Raw genomic sequence first — 14,057 nt, 5'->3', positions numbered from 1 at the left:
AGGATTAGTAATGAACAGATTTCATAAAAATAAGTTATATGCTGTCGTAGTACTGGCGCTTGGCACTTTATATGGTTGTGGCGGTGGTGCTGGTGAAGTAGAACCTGATGATGTTCCTGTAGTTTTGGACTTCACTTATGCAGATATAAAAGGTTCGGCGGTCAAAGGTACTTTGAGTAACGCTGCAGTCAGCGTATCTCAGTTAAATGGCGCACCTGTAACAATGCAAGTTGCTGATCGGACTGATGCCAGTGGCAACATCAGTTTCAGTGTGCAAAGCAAAGAAGGCTTTGGCCTGAACAGTATGTTTAAAGTCGTAGTCAGTGCCGACGATCAGACTAGCATGATCTGTGACGCGGCCTCTTGTGCCGGTGTTGCTTTAGGCGGCAGCCTGAAAGGTACAGGGCTGAGTGGTACTCAATTCAGCACTCTGACTTATGTGGCTGTGCCTTATGCCAATGTATCTGATGCTGTGGCTGATGCCAGTTTTCAGGCCACTGCTTTAACTACTATGGCCACAGATTTGGTGGCAGCAGATGTAGCTGGCGGTCGTAATGTGTCGGTTCGTCAGTTGTATGAAATGGCGCTGGCTGATAATTCGCAGACCCTGTTGAAGGCTTTAGGCGTCAGTGCCAAAGCTAATGTGTTTCAAAGCACTTTGATCAGTGCTGAAGCTTATGAAAACTTCGTCACTGGCGAAGACTGTGAAGAGGTACCAGCTGTAGATGCTGACGGCAATCCGGTATTGGATGGTCAGGGTCAGCCCGTGTTGGAAGAAGTATGCACAGACGTTTTGGTCAGCACTGATACCATCAAGTTATCTTTGCTTAATGCCGCTTTTGCCAATATCACTGAAGGCGAGAGCTTAGCCGGCTTGATGAATGAAGTAGTCGCAGCTATCGCCATCGCAAATGAAGGCGACGTGACTGTGTTACAACCGCTGCGGGAACGCATGCTGGCTTCAATCAGCGCTGTGCCTTATCTGGCGCAGTTGTCGATGACAGCGGAGGATGTTGTTGATCTTTCTTTGCCTTTTATCGAAGAAGAAGGTAGTTCTGCACCTGTTCAAGAAGTAACAACCAAAGAAAATATAGCCTCTGCCATTATTACTACCCGCAATGCAATCAGCGATGCTGAAGCTGGTGCTATGGTGTTTGACGGTAAAACAGATACTAAATGGCTGGATCACAATGACTGGAAAGGTGCACCGACAGCAGTGGCTCCGTCCTGGTTGCAAGTGCAATTTGCTGCGCCGCAGGCCGTTAGTAGTCTGTTTATCACCAGTGCCAACGATTCACCGGCCCGTGACCCTGAAAACTTTAATCTGCAGGCGTCCAATGATGGTGTGACTTGGGTTACCTTAGCTGAATTTATTGGTGAAACTTTTGATGAGCGTTTTGAGCGCAAGGAATTCAGATTCTCCAATGCTCTGGAATTTAGTTATTACCGCCTGAACATCACTAAAAACAAAGGTGATGATACGCTGATGCAAATTGCTGAAGTGTCTTTTGTCGGGCCCATCTACACTGGTGCTGATCATACAGACCCTGTAGGTTCGGCAACCATCACTGCCCGCAATTTTATTGGTGAAGCAGAAGCTCCTGCTAAAGCCTTTGATAACGACGTGAATACTAAGTGGCTGGATCATAACGAGTTGAAGGGCGCACCAACAGTTGAAGACCCGTCTTGGGTGACAGTGGTATTGCCAGAGGCGAAAGCTGTAGACACATTGGTGCTGACCAGTGCTAATGATGCAGATGCCAGAGACCCGGAAAACTTCGAGTTACAAGCTAGTTCAGATGGTGGTGTCACCTGGCAGAACCTGGCCAGTTGGGTCGGCGAAAGTTTTGACAGCCGTCTGCAACGTCGTCAGTTCAGTGTTGGAAATACTTTGGCTTTTGATACTTACAGACTGAATATCACCAAAAACAAAGGGGATGACACCCTGATGCAGATTGCTGAGATTGGTCTGGTGGGCCCTAAGTTACCTGATCTGAACCACGGTCTGACCGCTGGCATTATTGTGACTGAACGTGATGCCATTAGTGATGCAGAAGCTGGCGCTATGGCTTTTGATGGTAAAAAAGACACCAAATGGCTGGATCACAACGACTGGAAAGGAGCTCCGACAGAAGCAAATCCTTCCTGGGTGCAGGTTCAGTTACCAGCACCTGCCACAGTTAATAAACTAGCTATGATCAGTGCTAATGATGCAGACAGCCGTGATCCACAGAACTTTAATATTGAAGCCTCCAATGATGGTGTGAGCTGGATCAAACTGGCGTCATGGGTGGGTGAAGGTTTTGAACAACGACTGGAACGTAAGCTGTTCTCTTTCAGTAACCAACTTGCGTTCAGTTATTACAGAGTGAATATCACCAAAAACAAAGGGGATGACACACTGATGCAAGTGGCCGAAATTGAGCTGATTGGTCCGCAGTATCAGTCTGTGGATCACTCTTCTGCTGCTGGTGTAGCTATTAGTGCCCGTAACCGTATTGGTGATGCTGAATCTGAAGACAAAGCTTTTGATGATGATGTCGCGACCAAGTGGCTGGATCATAACGAATGGAAAGGCGCACCTACAGAAGCCAATCCTTCCTGGATCCAGCTGGATTTACCAGCGGCAAAAATTGTCAGCAGTATAGCTATTACCAGTGCTGGTGATGCAGACAGCCGTGATCCGGAGAACTTTAATATTGAAGGTTCGAACGATGGCGGTACCACCTGGACCCGCATTGGCAGCTGGGTTGGTGAATCCTGGGATAACAGAGCAGAACGTAAACTGTTTGAAATGGGTAATGGTTTTGCCTTTACCACCTACCGTATCAATATCACCAAAAACAAAGGGGATGACACCCTGATGCAGATTGCTGAAATTGAGTTGATAGGACCTGAGCTGTAAGTCCGATGAGTGGCCAGTGTGAAACTGGCCACTTTTTTGAAAAATAAGGTGATTCAGGGGCTGCTGTCCTGAACACAAAAGGAACAAGCACACCATGACTGATAGAGTGGCATCCGTCGAACAGACCCCAAGTAAAACCTGGTATCTTGGAATAGACGGTGGTGGCAGCCATTGCCGCGTGATGTTACAGGACGATACCGGCCTTTTACTGGGCGAGGGTCGTGGCGGACCAGCCAATCCTGTCTACGGCACAGAACAAGCTATTCAGTCTATTCTCACAGCAACAGACCAAGCTTTGTTACAGGCTGGTCTGACTCCTGCGGATAAAAACCAACTGATTGTAGGTGCAGGCCTGGCTGGTTTACATCTACCCTTGATGCAGCAGGCGATGCAGCAGTGGCAACATCCGTTCAAAGCTTTATACCTGACCACAGATTTGCATGTAGCAGCAACAGGAGCCCATCAGGGGCTGGATGGGGCAGTGATTATTCTGGGGACTGGTTTTAGCTCTTTATCTGCCCATCAGGGCCAACTTACCCAAATTGGTGGTTATGGCTTTCCTATTAATGCAACATGCAGCGGTTCATGGTTTGGCCTTGAAGCTGTTAAAGCTGTATTACTTGATGCAGATGGCGTTGGCTTACCCACCCGACTGACTTCTGTGCTGCTGAAAGATAAAACGGCCACAGCACTGGCGGAACAATATATGAATGCTTCTGCCACAGAGTACGCAAAGCTTGCACCGCTGGTGTTTGAGCTGGCGGATCTGGGCGACAAAGTGTGTCTGTCTTTTATTCAGCATGGCGCTGCTTTTATTAATCAGGTGATCCGCAAACTTCTGAGCACGCAAGTATCTGGAGTGTCGATGATAGGGGGTATTTCTGAACGTATTAAGCCCTGGCTGGATCCTCAATTATCGGTATGTATCAATCCTGCTTTATCTTCACCGGAGCAGGGAGCCATTTTATTTGCCCGACAGTCTCATCAGGCGGCTCTGTGTGTCGCTAAGGAAAACTAATGCGCTCAAGACGTGATTTTCTGAAATTATCTGCACTCTTAGGTATGACGGGACTGGTCGGTTTGAGCAAAACCACACCAGCTTTTGCGGCAGTTAAAAAACAACCTGAAGCCATAGTGGTATCCACCTGGGAACATGGTTTGGCTGCAAATGAAGCCGCCTGGCAAGTACTGGCCAAAGGTGGTCGTGCTTTGGATGCGGTTGAAACCGGAGTTCGGGTGCCTGAAGCCGACCCTAAAGTACGGACTGTAGGTTATGGCGGTTATCCGGATCGGGACGGAATAGTCACACTGGATGCCTGCATTATGGACGAGCATATGAACTGTGGTTCAGTGGCCTTTCTGCAGAATATTAAACACCCGATTTCGGTCGCCCGGCTGGTGATGGAAAAAACACCTCATGTGATGCTGGTTGGCGAAGGCGCAAAACAGTTTGCATTGCAGCAGGGTTTTAAAGAAGAAAATCTGCTGACCGCTGAATCCGAAGCCGACTGGAAAGCCTGGTTAAAGGATCAAAAAATTCAGCAAATTAATATCGAAAATCACGACACCATCGGCATGCTGGCGATGGACGCTGCCGGCAATTTAAGCGGAGCCTGTACCACCAGTGGTGCTGCTTACAAAATGCATGGCCGGGTCGGTGATTCGCCGCTGATTGGTGCTGGTTTGTATGTGGATAACGATATTGGCGCAGCCACAGCCACAGGCATGGGCGAGCTGATGATCAAAACAGTCGGCAGCCATTTGGTAGTTGAACTGATGCGTCAGGGCGCAAGTCCTGAAGAAGCCTGTAAACAGGCCGTGCTGCGAATTGCCCGTAAGCTGGGCGATTATGCTCAGTTTCAGGTCGGCTTTCTGGCATTAAATAAACAGGGCCAGTATGGCGCTTATGGTATTCAGCCTGGTTTCAATTATGCCGTACAAAACAAAGCGGGCAGCACGCTGATTGATGGCAAAAGCCTGCTTGGAGCCAAAGTCTGATGTTACGGTTCTGGTTTGTTTTTTTCTGTGTATCTGGCTTTTCTCTCACTGCACAGGCTCAGGCGCAACTTCAGCCCGATCAGCCGCCTTTTGCTTTAACTCTTAAGCAGGCCAGGGACTGGTCGCCACAGGCTGAGACAGCGTCAGCGGATAATGTATCGAAGGTGCCGCTGGCCCGTCGCATTAGCGCACCGCTGGCTGGCCAACAGCAGTTGGATTCTCAGGCTAAAGTCTTGTATGCGCCTGATGGCATGAACAATTTTGCCAACTACCTCAAGATGCAGCCGCAGTTTAACTTATACAACTTCACCCACTGGTCACAGATTGATGTGCTGAACTGGTTTGCTGGTACGGCCGATTTAACAGTGCAAATTCCAGCCAGACCCTGGGTTGATACAGCCCATAAAAATGGCGTTAAAGTGATAGGCTCAGTGTTTTTGGGGATAGCCCAGTGGGGCGGTAATCCGGATACAGTGGAAGCCTTACTGGAACAAGATAACCAAGGCCGTTTTATTCTGGCGGACAAGCTGCTCCAGATTGCAGACTACTACGGTTTTGATGGCTGGCTTATTAATCAGGAAACGGACTTAACCGCAGTCAAAGATGCGCAGAATCAACTGGTCAAAGGCAAAAAAGACCTGCAGCGTGGCCGCGATTTAGCCAAGCGTTTATTGGCTTTTATGCAGTATCTGACCGCCAATGCCCCTCAAGGCATGGAAATTCACTGGTACGATTCGATGCTCGCTTCAGGCGAAGTACGCTGGCAAAACCAACTGAATGCTAAAAATCAGCAGTTCCTGCAAGCACAAGTACCTTCATCAGACGCGATTTTCCTCAATTACTGGTGGGACAAAGCTATGGTGCTGTCTTCCCGGCAAAAAGCGCTGGAGCTGGGTCGCAGCCCTTATGATGTTTACACTGGCGTTGACCTCTGGCCAAGCCGGGATGCGCAGCGAGCTTTTAGCTCGTACCAATGGCTGGACTGGTTATTTGATGGCCATAAAGCACAGAGTTCTATTGCTTTATTTGCGCCTAATGTGAATTTTAACTTTGATGGTGAAGCCCACACCCCAGTCTTCAGCCGTTTTCGTACTGACCCCACTGACGTGTCGTCTTTTTATGCCACCGAAAGCCGGATTTTTGCCGGTGATGATCTGAACCTTGCGCTGGTGGACAAAGCCGGCTGGAAAGGATTAGGGGCTTATTTGCCGGCTAAATCCAGCCTGCTGAGTTTGCCTTTTAGCACCAGTTTTAATACGGGTCAGGGCAAAGTCATGATGCAGCAAGGCAAAAAAACGGGCGGTGCCTGGACTGATATGAGTCGGCAGGATGTGTTACCCACCTGGCAATTTGCTGTACAGGGCAGTAACACACTGCAACTAAGTTACGATTTTGACCAGCCTTATCAGGGCGGCAGTTCTTTAGCTGTGCGCGGAAAAGCCACAACACTAAGTCTGATGCCTTTGTATCACAGTGCTGTGGTACTGAGTGTAAACAGCAAAATCCGCCTGATCAGTCAGGGCCAAAGTCAGGGGCTGGAGTTGTATTTACAAACGGCAGAGGGTGAACGTTTTCTGCTGCCATTGCAGTCCTCCAGCGACTGGACTATTCAGAGTCAGTCTTTAGCCGCTTTGGCAGGTCGCCAGATAGTCCAGATAGGTTTACTGACACAAGGTGCTACTGAAACTCTGGACGCCCGTCTGGGTTTACTGGAGATTTTGCCATGACGCAGTTGGAAATTTGTATTAACGCCGACGATCTGCAACAGCTCGAAGCCAATGTCGGTGCAGCATGGCAAGGCGGAGCCAGCCGTATTGAGCTTTGTGCTGATATGCAGCAACAAGGCATGACTCCGGGCCTTGTTGCTATACAAAAAGCCCGTCGCGCTTTTGCCGATAGGCCAGGTTTATTGGTGATGGTGCGCTTTCGCAGTGACGACCAAATCCAGACAAAAGCGGAGCTTGCAGCTATGCAACAGGCCATTAGTCAGGCTGCTGATGCGGGGGCCGATGGTGTTGTGCTGGGGTTGTTAACGAACCAACGTGGTCTGGATTTACCTGCTCTGGAACTATTGATCAGCCAGGCTAAACGGCTGGGGCTGCAGGTGACTTTTCACCGTGCTTTTGATGCCATTCATGACCGGAGTCAGGCATTGAATCAACTGATTGAGCTGGGTGTCGACAGAGTGCTGAGTGCCGGTACTTTATGGGGCAGTGATTTAGGAGTAATGCATGGGCTTGACCTATTACTGCAACTGAAAATTCAGGCTGCTGGCCGAATTGAATTAGTGGTGGGGGGCGGTGTGAGTTTAGACAACCTGGCCGCAGTCACCAACAGACTAAGACCTGCGGGACAGCTCTGGTCTGTACACAGTTATTCAGCTGTGTTCAGCCAGGGCAAAGTAGACCCGGAAAAAGTGGCGGCTCTGGTCCGGCTTTGCCAGTAAACACGCCTTATGACCGCTCATATCGCATAAACAGCAACAGTTTTAACCTTGTAATGGACATTATGACAACAGATCACACTCACTCTCTTGATGCTATTTTTAGTCTGAATGGCGACTGGACTTTTTCTCAGGCGGGTACGAACAACTGGCAAGCGGCTACAGTGCCTGGCTGCAATTTCACTGACCTGTTGGCCAATGGTCTGATAGAGGACCCCTTTTACCGGGATAACGAAAATCATCTGCAATGGATAGAACAACAGGACTGGCATTACCGTAAATCTTTCTGGCTGGATGAACTTTGGTTAACTGAAAGCCAACAGGCCGGCCAGAGTATTGAGTTGGTGGCCGAAGGCCTGGATACCTTCTGCGATTTGTATCTGAATGGCCAGAAAGTCGGCAGCAGCCAGAATATGTTTGTGGGGCAACGTATAGGCTGCCACTCCTTGCTGAAAGCCGGTGAAAACCTGCTGGAGCTGCAGTTCCGCTCGCCTATTCAGGAAACCTTACCGGCACACAAAGCAGCTGGTTTTACTTATCCGGCTGAGAACGACAAATCCGAAGAAAAACTCAGTGTGTATTGCCGCAAGGCGCCTTGCCATTTTGGCTGGGACTGGGGCCCACGTTTTGTCACCAGCGGTGTCTGGCGTCCGATTTATTTACAGCGCGTCGATATTGTCCGTATTGCAGATGCCCATTACGTGCAGCATAGCCTCAATGCAGCGGAAGCCCGCTTTAGTTTTGATCTGCAACTGCAGGTACTGGCGGCCCAAAAAGTCACACTAGTGGTGGAATGCCAGCAAGCACCAGAGCTTAATCAGACCCTGGAGTTGCAATTGCAGCTGCAATTAGACGGTTCTGAACAGTTGCAGCGGCTGGATTTCTCTCTGGCAGAGCCACAACTCTGGTGGCCCAATGGTTTGGGCGACGCCTTTTTGTATGATTTCAGTTTCACAGTATTGATTGACGGTCGTAAGGCCGATAGCCGTTCTGAGCGTATAGGCCTGCGCACCATAGAAGTAGTGAACCAGCCGGATGAGATGGGATTGTCATTTTTCCTGAAAGTAAACGGCGTACCTGTGTTTATGAAAGGTGCTAACTATATTCCGGGCGACAGTTTTATCCATCAGATGACCCCTGAACGCCATCAAGCCGACTTTGCTGCTGTGACCGCGGCCAATATGAATATGTTGCGGGTCTGGGGCGGTGGTATTTATCAGGATGATGAGTTTTATAAGCTGGCTGATGCACACGGCATCCTGATTTGGCAGGACTTTATGTTTGCCTGCACTTTGTATCCGGCCGATCCGGCTTTTCTGGAGAACGTACGTGCTGAGGCTCACTACAATATCAAACGCTTACGTAACCACCCTTGTCTGGCATTGTGGTGCGGTAACAATGAAGTGGATATGGCGATCAAACACTGGCAGTGGCCGGAAAAGTTTGGTTATAGCGACGAGTTGTATCAGCGCCTGAAACAAGACTATATCCGTTTATTTGATCAATGCCTGCCACAAGCAGTGCAAGAACTGGATACAGAGCGTTTTTACCTGCGCTCCTCGCCTATAGGCTTCTGGGAAGAAGATGCCGACCATATGGGTAATCACCATTTTTGGGGCGTCTGGCATGGTGAACAACCTTTTAGTGAATACAAAACCCGTATTCCACGTTTTATGAGTGAGTTTGGTTTTCAGTCCTTCCCTATTGATGCTTCTATGGCACGTTTTACCTTGCCAGAAGACTGGCAGTTAAGCTCAGAAGTGCTGAAAGTGCATCAGAAGCACCCCAGAGGCAACGCGCTGATCCGCAGTTACATGCAGCAGGAATATCAGGATCCAAAAGACTTTTCTGCCTTGTTGTATTTAAGTCAGGTGCAGCAGGCTGAAGGGCTAAAGCAGGCCTTTGAAGCGCATCGTGCTGCAATGCCGTTTTGTATGGGCACGTTGTACTGGCAACTGAACGACACCTGGCCGGCAGCATCCTGGTCGGGTATCGATTATTACGGTCGCTGGAAAGCTCTGCACTATCAAGCCAAACGTAGTTTCAGGCCTGATTTACTGGTGCTGGATGAAGGCGCCGATCAGATCACAGTGCGCTTAATCAGTGATCGTCTACAGAGTCTGGATGCTGAACTGCAGCTGGAGCTCTGGACCTTCAATGGTCATTTAGTCTGGCAGCAAAACCAGTTGGTGCAGACACCAGTCAACGCTTCAGTGGTGCTGCTTGAGCTGGATAAAGCCTTATTGCTGGCCAACAAAAACGCCGAAGAGCTGGTGTTACAGGTCAGATTAACTAACAAAGAGCAGGGTTTACTGACAGATAACCTGTATTATTTTGTACCAGCCAAACAGCAAAAGCTGGTTGCACCCAAGCTGGACATCAGGATGCAGGTTCAGGATGGATTGTTATCGCTCCACCTTTGCAGCACTGCCCTGATCCGTCAGTGTTGTATTGAAGTGGACGGCGCAAAGGGTAATTTTTCCGATAATTTCTTTGATTTGCTGGCAGGGCAGCCAAAACAAATCCAACTGGTTATGCCGGGTTTAAGCCAGTCTGACGTCAGATCTGTCGCCCAGACCCTGCGTTGTCGTAGCCTGTACGACAGTTATACGGAGTAAGACGGATGAGCTTAAGCTGGATTGACCTGCTGATTATTGCCTTGTACATGGCCGGAACTTTAGGCCTGGGTATGTACATCGCAAAAATGGCCAGCACAGATATGAACGCCTATTTTCTGGCAGGTAAAAAAATCCCCTGGTGGGCGCTGGGGGTGTCCAATGCTTCAGGTATGTTTGATATAGCAGGCACCATGTGGCTGGTTGCCATGTGTTTTGTGTATGGTTTAAAAAGTGTCTGGTTGCCTTGGGTCTGGCCGATTTTTAATCAGGTTTTTCTGATGATTTATCTGTCACTCTGGTTACGCCGTTCTAATGTAATGACAGGAGCTCAGTGGCTGGAAACCCGCTTTGGCACAGGCCGGGGGGTTGAGCTTTGTCAGTTGATCGTCGTGGCCTTTGCTATTGTCAGCGCTATTGGTTTTATTGCTTATGGTTTTAAAGGCATAGGCAAGTTCGCCGCTATCTTTTTCCCCTGGCAGTTGTCGCCCGATACTTATGCATTGATTATTTTTGCCGTCACCACTTTGTATGTGATCAAAGGTGGTATGTATTCAGTGGTGTTCACTGAGGTGATGCAGTTTGTCATTATGACCATAGCGGCTTTGGCTGTCGGCGTTATTGCTATTACGCTGGTCAGCCCGGAACAAATTAAAGCTGCTACCCCACAAGGTTGGGACACTATCTGGTTTGGCTGGCAACTGGATCTGAACTGGACCGGCTTGATTGACAGCGTACAACACAAAGTGCAGGACGATAATCTGGAGCTGTTTGGCCTGATGATTATGATGATGCTGTTTAAAGGAGTGCTGTTTAGTCTGGCAGGCCCGGTGCCCAATTACGATATGCAGCGCATTCTGGCGGCCCGCACCCCTAAAGAGGCGGCCAAAATGAGTGGTTTTGTCTCGCTAGTGATGTTTTTCCCACGTTATATGATGGTGGCAGGTCTGACTGTGCTGGCGCTGGTGTTTATGGGGCCGGAAATTCAGGCTCAGGGCGCAGCTTTTGATTTTGAACAGATTTTGCCTTACGCCATTCAGAATTTTGTGCCTGTAGGCCTGGCCGGATTATTGATTGCCGGTTTGCTGGCGGCCTTTATGTCGACACTGGCGGCGTCGTTGAATGCGGCCCCTGTCTACATAGTCAACGATATCTACAAACGTTATTTCCGGCCTGATGCACCGACTCAGACTTATGTTCGCTTAAGTTATTGGGTGTCCTTAATACTGGTGGTGGTGGGCATAGGTCTTGGCTTTATGCTGGGCAGTATCAATGACATTATGCAGTGGATTTTTGGTGCCCTTTTTGGCGGTTATGCCGCGGCTAACTTACTGAAATGGCATTGGTGGCGTTTTAATGCCTATGGTTATTTCTGGGGCATGATGGCGGGTTTAGTGGCGGCGTTGTTTTTACCTCTGCTGCTGCCTGATACTCATCCTTTGTATGCCTTTCCTCTATTGTTGCTACTGAGTTTAGTGGGCTCTATTGCCGGAACTCTGCTGACACCGGCTGAACCGGATGAAGTGTTGTGCAGCTTCTATCGGCAGGTGCGGCCCTGGGGTTTCTGGGGACCTGTGTATGACAAAGTCAAAGCTCAGGACCCGAATTTTGACCCTGATACCCATCCATGGCGTGACGCTTTTAATATTCTGGTGGGCATGACCTGGCAGATCGCTTTAGTGGCAATGCCAATTTATCTGGTGATCCAGCAGTGGTACTACCTGGCTCTGGCCAGCATGCTGGCTGTATTGACGTCCTGGATCCTGAAGAAAAACTGGCTGGATAAACTCAAAGACTAAAGACTTCAAAAACGGGCTATTCCATGAAAACATTACTTTATTCGGGGCTGCTTTGTGTAGTGGCCTCTCTCTGTGGCTGCGCCGCAGAAACTGAAACTGCAGCACAAAGCACAAAAGCTCTGCCTGCGCAGCAGTCCACCGCAGTGCTGCAGTATGTGGATCCTTTTATTGGCACTGGCGGTCATGGCCATACTTTTCCTGGCGCTTTGGTGCCTTTTGGTATGGTGCAGCTGAGCCCGGATAATCCGTCTAAAGGCTGGGACTGGACCTCTGGTTATCATTATTCCGACAATACCTTGCTGGGCTTCAGCCATACCCATTTATCCGGTACAGGGGTCGGAGATATGTTGGATGTGCTGGTGATGCCGTTTCGTGGTGATTATCTGACGCGAAAACGTGATGACAAAGGCCGTATTTTCAGTTTGTATCAACACAAAGATGAGCAAGCAAGTCCGGGCTATTATGCCGTGTCTTTGCCGCAAGAGCAGGTCAAAGCAGAGCTGACAGCCAGCAGTCGTGTCGGTGTACATCAATACAGTTTCAGTGGCGAGCAAGATGCCAAGCTATTGTTGGATTTGGGGTATGCCCAGAACTATGACAAAGCCATAGTGAGCATGTTGAAGGTGGAAGATGCTTATACGGTGTCAGGCTACCGTTTGTCGACAGGCTGGGCTAAACATCAGCCCCTGTATTTTGTTGCCCGTTTTAACCAGCCTTTCAGCCATCAGTTGTATCAGGATCAGCAGCCGGTCAAAGGCTCAGGCATACAGACGGAGAAAGCACAAATAGTGCTGAATTTTGGCAAGCCACAGCAGCAAGCCCTTCAGGCTAAGGTCGCTTTATCTTATGTCAGCATAGACGGCGCCAAAGCGAATCTGGCAGTTGAAGTGGCAACACAGGATTTTGCTGCTGTAAAAGCGGCCGCAGAGCAGGCATGGGCTGTGCAGCTTACTAAGTTTCAGGTCACAGACCCGGATCAAACCAATAAAACCAAGTTTTATACCGCCTTGTACCATGCCTTTATAGCTCCTCAGCAGTTCAGCGATGTCAGCGGTGCCTTTTTTGGTGCTGACGGTGCTGTGCATCAGGGCGCTGATTACCAGCGTTATACCTTGTTTTCACTCTGGGATACTTTCCGTGCTTTGCATCCGTTACTCACTATTTCCAATCCGGACAAAGTGGACCATATGGTGAAATCCTTGCTTGGGTTTTATGATGAAACGGGCTTACTGCCAACCTGGGATCTGATGTCCAACGAAACCGATGTGATGATAGGTTATCACGCTGTGCCTGTACTGGTGGATGCCTACTTAAAAGGCCTGACCACGGCGAAACCTGAACATCTGCTGGCAGCAGCCAAAGCTTCTGCCATGCAGAATAAGTTTGGTATAGATTTTTATCGCCAGTATGGCTATGTACCGTCGGATTTGGATGTGGAAGCTGTATCCAAGACCCTGGAGTACGCTTATGACGACTGGGCTATAGCGCAGTTAGCCAAGGCTATGCAGAAAGAAGACGACTATCAGTTATTCAGCCAAAGAGCCCAGAGTTATCGCCAGTTGTTTGATGCAGAAACCGGCTTTATGCGTGGTAAAACCAAAGAAGGACAGTGGGTCAGCCCTTTTAACCCCACTTATGTGGCGCACCGCACTACAGATTACACCGAGGCCAATGCCTGGCAGTACAACTTTTTTGTGCCACATGATGTGAAGGGATTGATTGGATTGTATGGCTCTGAACAGGCGTTTTTGGCCAAACTGGATGAGTTGTTCAGTACCAGCTCTGAAATGCAGGGTGATGTATCTCCTGATATCTCAGGCCTGATAGGCCAATACGCACACGGCAATGAACCTGTACACCATGTGGCTTATTTGTATGCCTTTACTAAAGACCGTTATAAAGGCGAACAAAGGATAAGGCAGATCCGCGACACTATGTATCAGGCCAAACCTGATGGTTTGGCTGGTAATGACGATTTAGGTCAGATGTCGGCCTGGTTTGTGTTCAGCGCTTTGGGTTTCTATCCGCTTAATCCTGTTGGTGGTGACTATGTGATTGGTACACCTTTGTTCGAACAAGCGAATATTGCTGTAGGCGCAGGAAAGGTATTTAAAATTCTGACCAGAGGCGATAGAGCCGGTCATGTGCACAAGCTGTATCTGAATGGTCAAGAGCTGACGAAGCCAGTGATCAGCCATCAGCAACTGACCGCTGGCGGCACGCTGGAATTTGAGTTCGGATCCTGAAATGACAATGGGGTAAGTTGGCATTGTTAACAATCAACACTGTCAGCTTAC

General features: G+C 49.1%; 8 protein-coding genes. All 8 read left to right on the top strand.

Annotated features, from left to right (window positions below):
• Positions 1-10: 10 nt before the first annotated feature.
• Positions 11-2,905: a discoidin domain-containing protein gene (locus OM978_RS20485; protein ID WP_264344272.1), complete on the top strand. Its 2,895-nt coding sequence runs from the start codon at positions 11-13 to the stop codon at positions 2,903-2,905.
• Positions 2,906-2,999: 94 nt separating this feature from the next.
• Positions 3,000-3,923, top strand: a complete 924-nt coding sequence (locus OM978_RS20480; RefSeq protein WP_264344271.1) for a BadF/BadG/BcrA/BcrD ATPase family protein — start codon at positions 3,000-3,002, stop codon at positions 3,921-3,923.
• Positions 3,923-4,903, top strand: coding sequence for a N(4)-(beta-N-acetylglucosaminyl)-L-asparaginase (locus tag OM978_RS20475; protein WP_264344270.1), 981 nt, complete (start codon positions 3,923-3,925; stop codon positions 4,901-4,903). The genes OM978_RS20480 and OM978_RS20475 overlap by 1 nt, the downstream gene beginning before the upstream one ends.
• A complete protein-coding gene (locus OM978_RS20470) occupies positions 4,903-6,630 on the top strand; it encodes an endo-beta-N-acetylglucosaminidase (RefSeq protein ID WP_264344269.1) in 1,728 nt (575 codons plus the stop codon). The genes OM978_RS20475 and OM978_RS20470 overlap by 1 nt, the downstream gene beginning before the upstream one ends.
• The gene (locus OM978_RS20465) at positions 6,627-7,349 is read left to right on the top strand and encodes a copper homeostasis protein CutC (RefSeq protein WP_264344268.1); all 723 of its coding nucleotides are present in this window, start codon (positions 6,627-6,629) and stop codon (positions 7,347-7,349) included. The genes OM978_RS20470 and OM978_RS20465 overlap by 4 nt, the downstream gene beginning before the upstream one ends.
• 62 nt (positions 7,350-7,411) lie before the next feature.
• Positions 7,412-9,964, top strand: coding sequence for a beta-mannosidase (locus OM978_RS20460; protein WP_264344267.1), 2,553 nt, complete (start codon positions 7,412-7,414; stop codon positions 9,962-9,964).
• A 5-nt stretch (positions 9,965-9,969) separates the two neighbouring features.
• On the top strand, positions 9,970-11,760 hold the full coding sequence (locus tag OM978_RS20455; RefSeq protein ID WP_264344266.1) for a sodium:solute symporter family protein: 1,791 nt from the start codon (positions 9,970-9,972) through the stop codon (positions 11,758-11,760).
• A 23-nt stretch (positions 11,761-11,783) separates the two neighbouring features.
• Positions 11,784-14,006: a GH92 family glycosyl hydrolase gene (locus OM978_RS20450; protein ID WP_264344265.1), complete on the top strand. Its 2,223-nt coding sequence runs from the start codon at positions 11,784-11,786 to the stop codon at positions 14,004-14,006.
• Positions 14,007-14,057: the final 51 nt, after the last annotated feature.

Source organism: Rheinheimera sp. MM224, from assembly GCF_947090785.1.
Classification (GTDB): Bacteria; Pseudomonadota; Gammaproteobacteria; order Enterobacterales; family Alteromonadaceae; genus Pararheinheimera.
The sequence above is the reverse complement of the archived record's forward strand: the minus strand, read 5'-3'. Positions and strand labels throughout refer to the sequence as shown.

What these genes read in the sequence shown, in the direction of transcription:
- OM978_RS20480 (WP_264344271.1), top strand. Translation starts at nt 3,000, where the DNA reads ATGACTGATAGAGTGGCATCCGTCGAACAGACCCCAAGTAAAACCTGG.
- OM978_RS20470 (WP_264344269.1), top strand. Translation starts at nt 4,903, where the DNA reads ATGTTACGGTTCTGGTTTGTTTTTTTCTGTGTATCTGGCTTTTCTCTC.
- OM978_RS20465 (WP_264344268.1), top strand. Translation starts at nt 6,627, where the DNA reads ATGACGCAGTTGGAAATTTGTATTAACGCCGACGATCTGCAACAGCTC.
- OM978_RS20455 (WP_264344266.1), top strand. Translation starts at nt 9,970, where the DNA reads ATGAGCTTAAGCTGGATTGACCTGCTGATTATTGCCTTGTACATGGCC.
- OM978_RS20450 (WP_264344265.1), top strand. Translation starts at nt 11,784, where the DNA reads ATGAAAACATTACTTTATTCGGGGCTGCTTTGTGTAGTGGCCTCTCTC.
- OM978_RS20475 (WP_264344270.1), top strand. Translation starts at nt 3,923, where the DNA reads ATGCGCTCAAGACGTGATTTTCTGAAATTATCTGCACTCTTAGGTATG.
- OM978_RS20485 (WP_264344272.1), top strand. Translation starts at nt 11, where the DNA reads ATGAACAGATTTCATAAAAATAAGTTATATGCTGTCGTAGTACTGGCG.
- OM978_RS20460 (WP_264344267.1), top strand. Translation starts at nt 7,412, where the DNA reads ATGACAACAGATCACACTCACTCTCTTGATGCTATTTTTAGTCTGAAT.